The sequence below is a fragment of the Nocardiopsis sp. M1B1 genome (genome assembly GCF_052466615.1).
In genome coordinates, this window is record NZ_CP196194.1 from 212,679 (window position 1) to 226,983 (window position 14,305).

Annotated in this window: 10 protein-coding genes; 3 read left to right on the forward strand and 7 right to left on the reverse strand. The window is 72.9% G+C overall.

Going from position 1 to position 14,305, the window contains the following annotated elements; all coding sequences use genetic code 11:
* Positions 1-337: 337 nt before the first annotated feature.
* Complete coding sequence (locus tag ACSTA4_RS00930) at positions 338-1,942, forward strand: OmpA family protein (RefSeq protein WP_444962100.1); 1,605 nt, start codon at positions 338-340, stop codon at positions 1,940-1,942.
* Positions 1,943-2,032: 90 nt separating this feature from the next.
* Here the strand turns inward: ACSTA4_RS00930 and ACSTA4_RS00935 are convergent, their stop codons facing one another.
* The 5 genes from ACSTA4_RS00935 to ACSTA4_RS00955 form a co-directional block, all read right to left on the reverse strand.
* Complete coding sequence (locus tag ACSTA4_RS00935; RefSeq protein ID WP_444962101.1) at positions 2,033-2,746, reverse strand: hypothetical protein; 714 nt, start codon at positions 2,744-2,746, stop codon at positions 2,033-2,035.
* 186 nt (positions 2,747-2,932) lie between these two features.
* Positions 2,933-4,336, reverse strand: coding sequence for a dihydrolipoyl dehydrogenase (gene lpdA, locus ACSTA4_RS00940; protein ID WP_444962102.1), 1,404 nt, complete (start codon positions 4,334-4,336; stop codon positions 2,933-2,935).
* A gap of 198 nt (positions 4,337-4,534) precedes the next feature.
* Complete coding sequence (locus tag ACSTA4_RS00945; protein WP_444962103.1) at positions 4,535-5,482, reverse strand: VTT domain-containing protein; 948 nt, start codon at positions 5,480-5,482, stop codon at positions 4,535-4,537.
* Between the two features lie 222 nt (positions 5,483-5,704).
* Positions 5,705-7,690 (reverse strand): hypothetical protein, encoded by a 1,986-nt coding sequence (locus tag ACSTA4_RS00950; RefSeq protein ID WP_444962104.1) that lies wholly within the window; start codon positions 7,688-7,690, stop codon positions 5,705-5,707.
* Between the two features lie 117 nt (positions 7,691-7,807).
* Positions 7,808-8,923 (reverse strand): winged helix DNA-binding domain-containing protein, encoded by a 1,116-nt coding sequence (locus ACSTA4_RS00955; RefSeq protein WP_444962105.1) that lies wholly within the window; start codon positions 8,921-8,923, stop codon positions 7,808-7,810.
* A gap of 215 nt (positions 8,924-9,138) precedes the next feature.
* Here ACSTA4_RS00955 and ACSTA4_RS00960 point away from each other — a divergent pair, with 215 nt between their 5' ends.
* Together ACSTA4_RS00960 and ACSTA4_RS00965 are read left to right on the forward strand one after the other, a co-directional pair.
* Entirely contained in the window at positions 9,139-9,735 is a 597-nt protein-coding gene (locus tag ACSTA4_RS00960) for a GNAT family N-acetyltransferase (RefSeq protein WP_416027405.1), read from the forward strand.
* A gap of 260 nt (positions 9,736-9,995) precedes the next feature.
* Positions 9,996-10,661, forward strand: coding sequence for a hypothetical protein (locus ACSTA4_RS00965; protein ID WP_444962106.1), 666 nt, complete (start codon positions 9,996-9,998; stop codon positions 10,659-10,661).
* 113 nt (positions 10,662-10,774) lie between these two features.
* Here ACSTA4_RS00965 and ACSTA4_RS00970 read toward each other — a convergent pair whose 3' ends face one another.
* Together ACSTA4_RS00970 and ACSTA4_RS00975 are read right to left on the reverse strand one after the other, a co-directional pair.
* Positions 10,775-13,135 carry a trehalase-like domain-containing protein gene (locus ACSTA4_RS00970; protein WP_444962107.1) on the reverse strand — a complete coding sequence of 787 codons (2,361 nt, stop codon included), beginning with the start codon at positions 13,133-13,135 and terminating at the stop codon, positions 10,775-10,777.
* A gap of 489 nt (positions 13,136-13,624) precedes the next feature.
* Positions 13,625-14,281, reverse strand: a complete 657-nt coding sequence (locus ACSTA4_RS00975; protein WP_444962108.1) for a response regulator transcription factor — start codon at positions 14,279-14,281, stop codon at positions 13,625-13,627.
* Between the last annotated feature and the right edge of the window lie 24 nt (positions 14,282-14,305).

Here is a 14,305-nt window from a genome sequence, read left to right on the forward strand (position 1 = left end):
GGGGCGGATGGGTGTTTCCGCGGAATTTTTTTCGGTCCGCGCGAAGAAGTCCCTGAACTGCGGTGACGCGGTGCCGCCGACGGGCGCCGGGGCGCTCCTCGCGCGTCCGCCACCCATCCGGCACCCGTCCGCCGCAGGTCCCGGACTCCTCCGGGACCCGTGCCCGTCATCCGGCCGGGACCCGTCCGGGGGTCCCGCGCCGACGGGACCGCCCCGCACCGGGCACCGGCCGCCAAGCGGACGTAACCCGCCAACAGCGGGCAGGGCGGTCGGTTCCGCCCCACACGTACAGGAGGATGTTGCCCGTACGTCTCCTCAACGATCGGAGTTCCCCCACATGGCGAGGAAGTCGCCCCTACCCCTGGTCGCGCTGGCGGTCTCGGGCAGCCTCCTGCTCAGCGGCTGTACGGTCACCGAGGGGGTGACCGACTGGTGGTCCGAGACCTTCGGAAGCGCGTCGGGCCCGCCCGAGGTCAGGGAGGAGTTCCCCTACGTCCGCGAGGGCCGCATCTTCCAGGACACCGGCCGGGACAACGAGATGCGCTTCGCCGTCACCGGTCTGGAGCGCACCGACGACTACACCGTCATGTACTACGAGGTCACCTACCTCGACGAGTTCACCGGGCCCAACCGGAACATGAGCATGGCCCACACCCTGGTCGATCCGCTCACCGGTCGCGTCTACCGGCAGTTCCTGGACGAGGAGGGCCTCAAGTACGGCTCCGAGAGCCCCAACCAGGACGGCCTCTACCCGGTCCACGACGGGGTCACCAACGAGTACGTGCGCTACTTCCCGCGCCTGCCCGACGAGGTCCGGCAGGTCACGTTCGTCGGCAGCGGGCTCGGGGCCATGACCGGCATCCCGGTCGTGGACGTGGAGGAGGAGCGGGCCGACCCGCAGGACCCCAACGGGGCCGACCACCTCACCCCCGACGACCCGCCGCCGAACGGGGAGAACCTCACCTTCGCCAACCGCCGCCCGGACGAGGACGCCGTGGCCGACGAGGGCTGGGTGCAGAGCTTCGTGGACTCCGAGATCGCCTCCACCACCCGCGACGGCGACCGGGAGATCATCTCCCTGCACTCCGACGTCATGTTCGAGTTCGACCGCTCGGACCTGACCCCCGAGGCCGAGGACGTGGTGCGCCGCGCGGCCACCAGCCTGGCCCGCAACGTCGACCCCGATGAGCCCGTCATCACGGTCATCGGCCACACCGACAGCATCGGCGACGACGCCTACAACGACAACCTGTCGGTGCAGAGGGCCGAGAGCGTGCGCGACCTGCTCGCCGAGGAGCTGGGCACCGACTACACCCTGGAGGTGGAGGGCCGGGGCGAGCACGAGCCGATCGCCCGCGAGGGCGGCCCCGACGACGACGAGGCGCGGGCGCGCAATCGGCGCGTGGAGTTCTCCTACGTCTTCAACACCACCGTGGAGGCCACGGAGGAAGAGGAGTACGACGACGACGCCCTCGGCGCGGCTCAGCGCAACGTCACCTGGCCCGCGCCCTACGACGACGACCCGGGGTCCGTGGTGGCCGAGGGCGAGCTGGACGGGGTGCGCCTGGAGGTCTACCCGCTGCGCCGCGACGGCGCGTACGTGATCGGCACCGTGGCGCTGACCAACACCACCGACGAGCCGACCATGCCCGACATGGGCGGGCAGGAGGCCATCCAGGCGGGCGGCCCCGAGCAGTTCAACAAGGGCACGCTCGGCGGCTTCCAACTGCTGGAGCCGGAGAGCGGCCTGGTGCGTTACGTGGCCCAGATGGACTTCGGCGAGGGGCGCTACAGCAGCTTCGCCGAGGAGGTCCACACGCTCCAGCCCGACAACACGTACAGCCTGGTCGCGGTCTTCCCCGCGCCGCCGGTGGACGTGGAGGAGCTGACCCTGCGGGCGGGCCCGTTCGGTGAGTTCGAGGAGATCCCCGTGGAGTACTAGGGGAGCCGCCCCGGGCTCGGGGCCCGGGGAACGTCCGAACACGCGAGGGGGCCGCCCACCGGCGGCCCCCTCGGTCGTTCGCGTCGCGGGTCAGCCCCGGATGCGCTCCGCGGCCAGCATGACCACCCGCTCCAGGTCCTCGCGCGGCACCTCCTCGCCGTAGGCGATGGCGGTGACGTACAGCTCGTCGGGCAGCGCCAGGTACAGGTGGCGGCTGGAGCCGTCCACGGTGCCCACGTACTCCAGGTCGCCGCCCAGGGAGTCGGACTCCTCGGTGTGGTAGGTGTCCACGTCCACGTCGATGTCCACCTCCCAGTTCATCTGCTCCTGCTCCCCGGGCACCCGCACCACGTCCGGGTTGGCGCTCGGGTCGGCGTTCAGGGTGAACACCAGCGTGAACGAGGAGGCGCCGGGTCCGGTGCTCCCGTCGCTGAACGAGCACACGACCTGTTCGGCGCCGTCGACGCCCTCCACCTCACCGACCTCCTCGGTGAGCACCTGGCCCGGGGCCAGCTCGCCGACCACCTCCGCGGCACCGGCGGCCGCGCACGACTCGGGCAGCCCGTACTCCGGCGCGGCCTGCTCAGGCTGCTCCTCCTCGGGACCGGGCGAGGCCCCGGCCTCCCGCTCCGGCGCCTCCTCACCGTCCCCGAAGGGCAGGTCCACGCCGTCTCCGAAGGACAGGTCCATCTCGAACTCGTCGAGGTCGATCACGCCGAAGCCGACGAGGACGAACCCGCCGACGACGGCGACGGCGGCGGCCGTGCCCAGGCACGACAGGGGAGTGGACGGGATCAGGCGCATGGATGGCTTTCGGTCGGGGGAGCACCGGAGTTCGGGGTGGGGATCCGGCGGGGACACACGAAACTTAGCAAGTCCGCGGAGCGCCCGAGGCAGGGGTCGCCGCCCGACTCCGGCGGACGGCGCCCGCGCGGGTACGGCGCGGCCCCGCCGCCCTCCCGGGGCGGCGGGGCCGAGGACGCCGGTGCGTCACATGTTGATCATGTGACCGGCCAGGCCGTGAACGGCCTCCTTGACCGCCTCGCTGAGCGTGGGGTGCGCGTGGATGTTGCGCGCGACCTCGTGCACGGTCAGGTCCCACTGCTGGGCCAGGGTCAGCTCGGGCAGCAGCTCGGTCACGTCCGGGCCGATCATGTGCGCGCCGAGGAACTCCCCGTACTTGCCGTCGGAGAGGATCTTGACGAAACCGCGTGTGTCCCCGAGGCCGTGCGCCTTGCCGTTGGCCATGAACGGGAACTTGGCGACCTGGACGTCGAAGCCCGCCTCCCGCGCCTCCTTCTCGCTGTAGCCGAAACTGGCGATCTGCGGCTGGCAGTAGGTGGCGCGCGGGATGAACCGGTAGTCGATCTCCTGGGTCTCGGCGTCCGCGATGGTCTCCGCGGCGACGATGCCCATGGCCTCGGCGGTGTGGGCCAACATCAGCTTGGCGGTGACGTCGCCGATCGCGTAGATGTGCGGGACGTTGGTGCGCCCCCGGGAGTCGATGCCGATCGCGCCCCGGTCGGTCAGCTCCACGCCGGTCTTCTCCAGACCGTAGCCCTCCACGTTGGGGGCGAAGCCGATGGCCTGGAGGAGCTTGTCGGCCTCCAGGGTCTGCTCCTTGCCGTCGCTGCTGACGGTGACGCGCACGCCCTCGCCGGTGTCCTCGACCGACTCCACACGGGTGGAGGTCATCACCTTGACGCCCAGCTTCTTGTAGGCGCGGCCCAGCTCCTTGGAGACCTCCTCGTCCTCGGTGGGCACGAGGCGGTCGAGGAACTCCACGATCGTCACGTCCACGCCGTAGTTGGCCAGGACGTAGGCGAACTCGACGCCGATGGCGCCCGCACCGGCGATGACGATGCTCTCCGGCAGGGTGTCGGTGAGGATCTGCTCCTCGTAGGTGACGACCCGCTCGGACAGCTCGGTGCCGGGCAGCAGCTTGGTGGAGGAGCCCGCCGCGATCACCGCGTGGTCGAAGGTGACGGTCTCGGTGGCGCCGTCCTCGCCGCTGACCTCGACGGTGTGGTCGTCGGTGAAGGTGCCCCGGCCGTTCAGCTCGGTGATCTTGTTCTTCTTCATCAGGTAGTGGACGCCCTTGACCCGGCCGTCCGCCACCTCGCGGCTGCGGCTGTGCGCCTTGCCGAAGTCGAACTCGACCTTGCCGTCGACCTTGATGCCGAAGAAGTCGGCCTCGTTCTGGAACAGGTGGGCGAGTTCGGCGTTGCGCAGCAGCGCCTTGGAGGGGATGCAGCCCACGTTGAGGCAGACCCCGCCCCAGTACTTCTCCTCGATGACGGCGGTCTTCAGGCCGAGCTGGGCGGCGCGGATGGCGGCCACGTAGCCGCCGGGGCCCGCGCCGAGAACCACCAGATCGAAGTGTCGCTGTCCCATGACGGGATCTCCTTGAGTGTGTTTGTGACGCACCCAGCGCAGTCGGCTTGCCCGGGTTGTCGGATTGCCGAACGCCAGCCTAGTCGGGTGCCCCCGGCACGTGGGTGACCAGTCGCTTCCTTCACGGTACTTTCCGTGGAAGCGCCTGGTCACAGGGGGTCGCACGCGTTCGGCCGCGGGAGATCCCGGTCCGCGGTGTCAGTCCCGGGGGTCCTGCGCCCCCTCGTCGCCCCGTGCCGCCCCGGCTCCTTCGGCGGCCCCGGCATCCTCGGCCGCCTTGGCCCGCTTCTGGGCGCGGTTCTGCTTGAACACGGGGACGAAGGCCATGACGACGACGATGCCCAGGGTGAACCAGAGGGCGTACCTGTCGACCAGCAGGACGATGTCCACCCCGGTCTGGCCCGCCGCGTAGCCGACGGAGGCCACTGACGCGGTGAGGACCAGGGCCCCGAGGGCGTCCAGGAGCAGGAAGGGCACTAGGCGCATCCCGGTCCAGCCCGCGATGACGAGGACGAACACGGTGGGGATGCCCGGCAGGTAGCTGAGGACGAGCGCGACCGGCATGATCCACGGGCTCATGTCCTGCGCCCGGTCGGCGAAGCGCTGCGCCCTGTCGCCCGGCGCGATGAGGTTGACGAAACCGCGGCCCCAGCGCCTGCCGACCCACCAGAACAGCCAGTCGATCTTCACCTTGCCGACGACGCCCGCGACCACGACCAGCCAGAGGGGGATCTCCCCGATCCGCGCGAACGCCGCGGCCGCGCCGACCGCCGCGTTGCTGCCGGTGACGAACTCCAGCAGGACCGGGTGGTGGGCGATCAGGAAGGGCTTGAGCGGCGTCAGCGCCATGAAGAAGAGGGGGACGCCGACGAAGGCGGCCATCAGCGCCTTGTCCTGCCGCGTCGCCCTGCCCTCCCAGGGCTTGAGCGCGCGCAGGGCGGCCCGGGCCTCCTCCTTCTGCGCCTCCCTCTCGGCGGCCTTGCGCTCCTCCGCCGACAGGGGGGTGCCGTCCGCGCGCGGGGTGTCCCCGTCGGCGTGCGCGGTCCCGGACGCGGACACGGTTGCGGACTCGGACTCGGAGCCGGAACCCGTTCCGGCTCCGGACCGGGCGCCGGTGCCGGGGCGGTCGCTGTTCAACGTCGTCATACCCCCAAGCTTGGCCGACCGGGGAGGCCCGCTCCCAGACGCAGGAGTCACCGGGTCGGTGTGAGAGCCGCCGGTGCCGCGGCATGACACCTGTCATACGGCGCTACCGGTACGGGGCCCGGGGCGGCTGTCCCGGACACGCACCCCGCACCCGTGGCCGTCACCCCGTTGGCCGTCACCCCGTCCGCGGCCGGGAAAGCCCTCCCCGGCCGCGGGCCGTACTCAGTCGGACGAGCCGGGCGGCGCGGGCCACTTCCAGCCCGGAGCCCACGCCCAGCTGTCCGAGACGCCCGGAGGCATGGGCGGCAGCAGACGGGCGCCGGGGCGCCTGTCGTCGCCGTCGTCCCCGGAGTCCGCCGTGTTCTCCGCCTCCGCCGGATCCGCCGCGTCCAGGGGCTGGGCAGGGGCCGCCGCCCGGTCCTCCGGAGCCTCCGGCCGCCCCCAGGCGCCCAGCGGGTCCTCCGGCGCGGCGGGGCTCCAGGACTGGTCCCGGCCCGCCCGCTCCTCGGGTTCCGCGGAGGGGCGGGAGTCCAGGGGTTCGGGGCTGCGCCAATCACTGATCGGCTCCGCGGGCTCCGCGGCGCTCCAGGAGTTCTCCGAAGCGGCCAGGGGCCAGGGCTGGGCCCGGTCCGTGCTCTCGTCGGCCTCCGTGGGGGTCCGGAAGCCCAGGGGCTCGGGGCTGCGCCACTCGCTCATCGGCTCCGCGGGCTCCGCCGCGCCCCAGGAGTCCGGTCCCTCCACCGCTCCTCCGGACCGCCAGGGCTCCCTCGGGCCCGAGAGCGGGTCCGAGAAGGGGTCCGAAAGCGGGTCCGCGAGCGGGTCCCCGGCCCGGGGGGCCTCCGTCGGTTCCGGAGGCGTGCGGGAGGGCAGCGGGTCGGCGGCCCACGGGTGGGGTTCGGGCGCTTCGGTCCCGGACGGCTCGCCCCGGTCCTGCGGCGGGTCCCCCCACGGCTCCGGCGGGGACTGCGGCCGCTCGGCCGCGGCGCCGGTCTCCCCGGTGAGCAGGTCGTCATCGGCCTCCGGTTCCAGCGACCGGAACGAGGCCGACATCGGACCCGAGTCCACCTCGGCGAAGTGCGCGGCCACACCGAAGTGGCGGGGCGCCTGCGTCCGGTGGGTCCCGGTCTCGTCGTGCTCGATCGGCGGCGCCATCGGATGGCGCACCGAACCGGCCATGTGGATGCGCGTCCACCACGCGGCCGCGTCCTCGTGGCGCAGCTCCTCCAGCACCTCCAGCGACCCCGGGATGTGCGGGTGCCTGCGCCCGGCCCGCCAGGAGTGGCTGAGCGACTGCGGCTCCAGCACCAGCACCCGCGTGCCGTCGACCAGCGGGATGTCCCCGGGAAGGGCCTCGTTGCCCACCCACGTGCCGTCGCCGCCGACCAGGTCCCACTCGCCGCGCACCACGTCCGCCAGCGGGTCCACCGGCGCGTCCAGGCACGCGGCGGTCCACCGGGGGTCGGGCCGGGTGCCGGGCACCAGCCGCCCCTCCTTGCCGATCAGCGCGTCCGCGAGCAGAGTGTGCAGCTGGAAGTTGTCGCCGATCCCGTCGAAGCGCACCTGGAAGCCCCGGCGCGAGGTCCGGTCCAGCACCAGGAGCGTGCTCGCCTCCGCCATCCGCAGCAGTTCGTTCACCTCGACGAACTCGCTGAGCTGTGTGGACAGCGCGTGCACGATCTGGGTCAGCCCCTCCAGGGCGCTGGAGTCGGCGCGCACGGCCGCCCGCACCCCGGGGTCGCCCAGCATGGCCTTGGCCGCCAGCCCGTAGCGCAGGGACGTCCACCAGCCCACGGTGGCCAGCGGGGCGTTCTCCCCGAGGACCTCCTCGACGCGCTGCTCGTCGGCCGCCGACACGTCGTTGGGCGCGGGCAGCTGCCCGCCGCCGGTCTTGTCCCACGCGTGCATGAAGGCGACCGCGGCCTGACCGTAACTTCCCAGCTGGCGCAGCACCTCCAGCCCCACCTGTCCCGCGGGCGCTCCGGCCTCCACGAGGGCGCCGGCCAGGACGGCGAGGTCGGCCGCGATCCCGGCGACGGGTTCACTGTCGCCCAGGACCGGGGCCAGCGCCTCCATGGCGATGGCGAGTTCTTCGACGGGCACCTGGGAGGACAGCCGGAACACGTCGTGCACGGCCGCCGGAAACGCGGGTGCCTGGCTGGCTGCGGTGTCGAGCACGCGTTGGAACGCGGCACGGAACTCATCGGTCACCTGTGAATCCTTCCATACCCACACGTAGTGTCCGTGGTCCGGTCACATGCGTCGATGTCGGACACCGGAAGAACCCCGTCGGAAGGACCCGTCCGCGTCCACGGGTACGTGCGGCGGTCAGGCGGGCGACGTGAACCGGACCTCGTGCGCGTCGCGCTCCGGCGCCAGGAAAGCCAGCAGCCGCAGCCCCTCGGCCTCGGCCTCCTCGCGGTCGGCGGCCCCGATCGGCCGGAACGGCGTCACCTCCACGGCCGCCGTCCTCCTGGCGCGGACCACCTTCCAGGAGCCGCGCACCCGGCCGTCCACGAGCACCGTGGCGGGCGGCATCCCGTTGCGGGAGGCGAGTCGCCCCAGGTCCTCGGCGGAGAGCATCCGGCCGCGGTCGGCGTGGCCGCGCAGCACGTTGTCGAAGTCGTAGAGGAAGCGGACCGGCGCCGGGACGTCCGGTCCCGGGCGCGGGGCGTCGGGGAGGTCGAACAGCTCGGCGCCGTCCTCGCCGCGCAGGACCACGAGCCGCTCGCGCAGGCGGTCGACCACCGCGCGCAGCCGGGTCAGCCCCGACCAGGCCTGCACGTCCTTCACGGTGGCCGGTCCGAACGCGGCCAGGTAGCGCAGCACGAGCGCCTCCGGATCGGGCTCGGCGTCCATGGCCAGACCGGTCCAGGTGTCGGCGGGGGCGAACGCGGGCGGCCCGGAGGAGCCCCACACCCCGCGCGGGGGGATCTGGACGACGGGCAGCAGGGAGCGCACCGCGTAGGACAGGTCGTCGCCGGGGACCCCGGGCCACCGCTCGGCCAGGCGCGCGCCCAGCTGGCCGGGGGTGAGCGGCTCCTTCACCAGCAGGGCGCGCCCGGCGTCCGCCACGGCGTCCAGGTCGATTCCGGCGGTGGCCTTCCCGTGAGCGCTGTGCGCCAGGCCGCTGGCGATGACGGGCTGGACCGTGGGCCGCAGCGCGCGGAAGTCCTGGGGGGTGACCAGGTGCAGGGTGCCGCGCATGAGGGTGGCGCGGACGAGTTCACCGTCGGTGAGCTGGCGGCCGACGTCCTCGGGGGACGGGTCCTCGATCCGGTTCTGGAGCCCGACGTACCAGGTGTGCGTGGTCTGCGCCTGGAGGCCGACCAGGTGGGAGACGACCTCGGTCACCGGACGGTCCACGCGCCGCAGGAGGAACTGGCGGGCGAGGGTGGCGCGGTTGAGCGCACGCCGGGAGAGGACGGTGTCGGTGGCGGCCATCGCTCGGCTCCTCCAGGATTGCCGGTCGGTCGAGGCACACTACCGGCCGGGTCCGACAGGCGGGCGCCGCGCCCGGGGCGGCCCGGTGCGTCCCCGGAGGGCGGACGGGCGGCGAGCGGGGCGGCGGCCGTGTGGGGTACCCCACTCGACGGTCGGTCCGGGGGGCGACACTACAATCCGCAACGGACATAACGCCGTACACCGGAGGAGTGCCCATGTCGTGGTCCGAGCAGTCGCGTGTCCGGTTGGAGAACGAGCACGTGCTGCTCACTCCCCTCGTGGAGACGGACCGCGAGGGGTGGCGCGAACAGGCCATGGACTCCGACATCTGGACGCACTTCGTGGCCCGTGTGGACGACGAGGCGAGCTTCGTCCGGTTCTTCTACTCCTACCTGGCCGCCAGCGACGGCGGGGAGCGCTCCACGTTCACCGTCACCGACAAGGCGAGCGGGCGCATCGCGGGCAGCATGAGCTACGGGCACATGTCCGAGCCCGACCTGCGGTTGGAGGTCGGCAGCTCCTGGCTGGGGCGCGACTTCCGGGGCCGGGGGGTCAACCACTGGTCCAAGTACCTGCTGCTGCGGCACGCCTTCGAGGAGATGGGCGCGGAGCGGGTCGAGTTCAAGACCGACGTGCTCAACGAGCGGGCCCGGCGCGGCCTGCGCTCCATCGGCGCCACGGAGGAGGGCGTCCTGCGCAGCTACAACGTCATGCCGGGCGGACGCCGCCGGGACGCCGTGTACTACTCGGTGCTGCGCAACGAGTGGCCGGGCGTGCGCGAGCGCCTGGAGGAGGGCCCGCGCTTCCGGTGAGGTCCGCGGCCGCCGCGGACGGGTCGCCCCGCCCGCGTCGATCGGCGGACGGTTAGGCCGCCTGACAAAGGGAAGACACCACACTCAACACCGCCCCCCGGTGTCACGGGCGGCTCCCATCCCCTGGGAGCCGCCCGCTCTGTGGACGCGGGCCGAACACGGTCCCAGCCCGGGAGGGAACCGTTCCCGCCCCGCGGAAGTCGTAGATACGAAACATCCCTCGTCCCGCTCACGACCCCGACCGGGAAGGCTTCTCCCCCGTGAACCCCCACATCCCCGCACCCCCGATGCCCGGCCCGCTCAAGGCGGTCCGCGTCATCCTCATCATCAGGATCGTGCTCGCCGCCGTCATCTACTCCCTGGCCCTGATCGGCCTCGTCGCCATCGCCAACCTGCCCAGCGCGCAGGTCGAGGCGGAGATGGCCATGGGGGTGGGCGGCCTCGCGGCCATCCTGCTCCTCGGCCTGGCCCTCACGGCCTTCGAGGTCTACGTCGTGGTCGCCCTGGGCAAGGGCGGGAACAGGGCGCGCACGCTCGTGCTCGTCGTCGTGGCCCTGGGATTCGCCAGCGCGCTCCTCAACCTGCTCACCGACGCGTCCAACCCGGCCGTGGGCGTGGTCCTGATGGCGGTCATCCTGCTGCTCATCCGGACCGAGAGCGCCCAGGAGTGGTTCCGCGTGACCGACCCCGGCCACCAGCCCCTCCCGGGCGGTCACCCGGGCCAGGGCGGGTACCCGGGTCAGCCGGGCCACGGCGGACACCTCGACGGCGGCGGACAGCCCGGTCACCCCGGACACCCGGGCCAGCCGGGCTACGGCGGCCAGCCCGGCCCCGGCGGGTACCCGAACCAGCCCGGCCCCGGCGGGTACCCGGACCAGCCCGGCCGGGGTGGATACCCCGGTCAGACGGGTCCCGCCGGTCACTGACCGGTCCCGCCGAACGCCGCGGGTCCGTCCCAAGGCGAAGGGGCGCCCGCGGGTGCGCTCCCACGGCCCTCACGGGCCCGGGAGTGCGCCGCGGACGCCCCGGCGGGTCCTTCTCAGAGGCGGTCGAGCAGCTGGGCGCAGCGGATCAGGCCCAGGTGCGAGTACGCCTGCGGGTGGTTGCCCAGCGCCCGCTCGGTGACCGGGTCGAACTCCTCCGGGATGAGCCCGGTCGGTCCGGCGCAGTCCACCAGGTGCTTGAACAGCTCGTCCGCCTCCGCGCGGCGGCCGGTCAGCAGGTACGCCTCGATCAGCCACGCGGTGCACAGGTGGAAGCCGCCCTCGCCGCCCGGCAGGCCGTCGTCGCGGTGGTACCGGTACACGGTCGGGCCGCTGCGCAGTTCCGCCTCCACGGCGGTCACGGTGGCCTGGAAGCGCTCGTCGGCCGGGTCGATCAGCCCGGACAGGCCGATGTGCAGGGACGCGGCGTCCAGGTCGGTGCCGTCGTAGGCGGTGGTGAAGGCCTGCGCCTCCTCGTTCCAGCCCTTGTCCAGCACCTCGGCGGCGATGCTGTCGCGCAGGTCCGGCCAGGACGGGTCCACCTCGCGGCCGTAGGCGCGGGCCAGGGCGACGGCGCGGTCCAGGGTCACCCAGCACATCACCTTGGAGTAGACGCGCTGGCGGGGCTCGTCGCGCTCCTCCCAGATCCCGTGGTCGGGCTCGTGCCAGCGGCGGGCGACCGCCTCGGCCATCGACCGCACCAGGTCCCAGTCGCGGTCGGCCAGGGTGCCGCGCACCGAGGACAGCTTCTCGATCAGCTCCACGACGGGGCCGAACACGTCCAGCTGCACCTGGTGGTCGGCCAGGTTGCCGATCCGCACCGGCCGCGAGCCCGCGTACCCGGACAGCGACTCGATGACCTCCTCCGGGCCCAGGTTGGTGCCCCGCAGCGAGTACAGCGGGCGCAGCGTCTCCGGACCGGGCAGCGAGTCCACGACCCGGTGCACCCAGTCCAGGAACTCCTCGGCCTCGGCGGTCGAGCCCAGGGAGACCAGCGACTGCACGGTCAGTGCGCCGTCGCGCAGCCAGCAGTACCGGTAGTCCCAGTTGCGGACGCCGCCGATCTCCTCGGGCAGCGACGTGGTCGCGGCGGCCATCACGCCCCCGGAGGGGGTGCACAGGCCGCGCAGGGTGAGCGCGGAGCGCGCCGCCAGCTGCTGGGCGGTGTCGGGCAGGGTGAGGCCGTCGAGCCAGCGCGACCAGTGCTCGCCGGAGGTCCGCTGGCGCTCGGACTCGGGCAGCGTGCCGCGCACGAGGGAGTCGGTGCCGCAGCGCAGCTCCAGCACCACGGGCTGCTCCGAGCGCGGGTGGACGACCGCGCGGGCGATGTCGGAGACGCCGTCGTGGTCGATCTCCCACTCCACGCCGGGCGAGTACAGGGCCATCGGGAAGTCGGCGCCCTCGACGAGCAGGCCGTCCTCCCGCGGCGTGATGCGCACCGGCGCGCGGCCGAAGTCGGGCCGGGGGGCGAACTCCACCGTGGCCGGGGTGACGCCGCTGATCACCCGGATCAGGTCGGTGCGCCCCTGCGGGGTGCCGTGGGCGAGGTAGTCGGTGACGTCCATGCGCGACCAGCGGGTGCGCACGGTCATGGTGCCGGGCAGGTAGCGCTGGCCCAGCGGACGGCCGCCGTGGGCGGGGGCGACGGCGAACACGCCCGCCTGACGGCCGCCCAGGACCTCGGCGAACACGGCGTTCGAGTCGGGCTCGGGGTGGCAGAACCACAGCAGGCGCGCGTCCGGGCCGACGAGGGCCACGGAGCCCTGGTTGGAGAGCATCGACATGCGCTCGATGGGCGTGGGGCGCTCGCCGAAGACCCAGAAGCGGCGCTCGGCGGCCAGCGCGGACAGCAGGGCCGCGGCGGTCGGGGTGTCGGCCACCCGGTGGGAGGCCACTGTGGGCCCCTCGCCGACCCGCACGCCCGCGTCGGCGCCGGTCAGCCGCATGAAGACGGGCTCCTCGCCCTCGCCGCCGCCGATGTAGAGGATGGCGGTGGCCTCGACCTGGTCGCGCAGCAGCTCCAGGGCGGCGGCCTTGTCCGAGGGCGAGTCGGCGGTGCGGTGGTCGGGGTCGACGGTCACGTCGGTGTCGAACTCGGTGCCGTGGGCGCCCACGAGGCGCACCTCGGCGGGCAGGCGCGAGAGCGCGGCCAGGTCGCGCAGGGGGCGGCCGGAGATGACCGCGCACACGGTGCCGGGCAGGTCGGCCAGGTCGCGCAGCGCGCGCAGGGCCTCCGGCAGCGGGCGCCGGTCGGCCGGGTCGACCGTGGAGAGGGCGCCGTCGTAGTCGCAGGCGACCAGGAGCCGCGAGGTTCTGGCGAGGGCGGAGACGCGTTGCCGGACGTCCACGGGCATGAGCGCGGGAGCGGTGTCCTCCGGGACGTCCGGAACCGCTTCGACCGCTTGGGTGACCGTCACGCTGCCTCCTCCGTTGGTCCGCGTTGACCTGGGGAATCGGATGATCTGTAGGACTCCGCGCGCATGCTTCTGGTTCACTCTGATATGGGTGTGCACAAAGGTGAGCCCAGGGCTTGTGGCGCGGGATGGGACTTCCGGGGACGTCAGAGGGATCCTCAGGAGCTCTTCACGTGTGCGTGGGCGAGAGGTGGTGCCGAACGCAAAGATCCGGTCCGCAAGAAGTCAACGCGAGACTACCTGCGTCCCACTGGTACCTGCGACCTCAGATTCCAGTGATGCAGGTCACGAATCAGTCGCAAAACAGGGCAAAGGATGCGGAACCTGACTCGGGCGGGCCCGTGATCACCCACCGTCGCGAAGGATCGGGACGGCGGAGGGGAGCGCGTGCGCTCCGTCGGCGCGGGACGTGCGATGGGACACGTCGGCGCTCGGCGGCGGACCCCCGGCCACCGCCCGGCCCGGTGGTCCCCGTTCCGCCCGGGACCCGGGTCATATCAGCCGGTAACCCACGCGGGGCACGGTCTGGATGGGGTTCGGGGCGCCCAGCTTGCGCCGCAGGGAGCGGATGGTCACGCGTACGATCGTGGTGAACGGGTCGATGTTCTCGTCCCACACCCTCTCCAGCAGCGCCTCCGCCGACACCGGGGCGCCGTCGGCGCGCAGCAGCTCCTCCAGCACCCCGAACTGCTTGGGCGACAGGTGCAGCGGTCTGCCGTCGCGGGAGGCCTCGTAGCGGGTGGAGTTGAGCCGCAGACCCGACCGCTCCAGAACCGGCGGTTCGGCCCGGCCGGGCCGCCGGGCCAGGGCGCGGACCCGTGCGATCATCTCCTCGCGGTCGAGGGGCCTGATGAGGTAGTCGTCCGCGCCCAGCTCGAAACCGGCGAGCCGCTCCTTCGGGCTGGTGGGAGAACTCACCATGAGCACCCGCACCTGGCCGTGCAGGGTCGTGGCCGCGCGGCACACCTCGTTCCCGCTCAGCCCCGGCAGCGTCCGTTCGAGCAGCATGACCCCGTACTCGTTGACGGCGAGCTTGTACAGCGCCGTCTCCCCGTCCGGGGCGGTGTCCACGGCGAAACCGGCCTCCCGCAGCCATGAGGCGGTCGGCTGTGCGGGGTCCTCTCCGTGGTCCACGACCAAGACCCTCATACGCTCTTCCTTCTCCCTCCGCGC

Excerpts from the sequence above, each read along its gene's own strand:
- ACSTA4_RS00930 (WP_444962100.1), top strand. The coding sequence starts at position 338 with ATGGCGAGGAAGTCGCCCCTACCCCTGGTCGCGCTGGCGGTCTCGGGC.
- ACSTA4_RS00935 (WP_444962101.1), bottom strand. The coding sequence starts at position 2,746 with ATGCGCCTGATCCCGTCCACTCCCCTGTCGTGCCTGGGCACGGCCGCC.
- lpdA (WP_444962102.1), bottom strand. The coding sequence starts at position 4,336 with ATGGGACAGCGACACTTCGATCTGGTGGTTCTCGGCGCGGGCCCCGGC.
- ACSTA4_RS00945 (WP_444962103.1), bottom strand. The coding sequence starts at position 5,482 with ATGACGACGTTGAACAGCGACCGCCCCGGCACCGGCGCCCGGTCCGGA.
- ACSTA4_RS00955 (WP_444962105.1), bottom strand. The coding sequence starts at position 8,923 with ATGGCCGCCACCGACACCGTCCTCTCCCGGCGTGCGCTCAACCGCGCC.
- ACSTA4_RS00960 (WP_416027405.1), top strand. The coding sequence starts at position 9,139 with ATGTCGTGGTCCGAGCAGTCGCGTGTCCGGTTGGAGAACGAGCACGTG.
- ACSTA4_RS00975 (WP_444962108.1), bottom strand. The coding sequence starts at position 14,281 with ATGAGGGTCTTGGTCGTGGACCACGGAGAGGACCCCGCACAGCCGACC.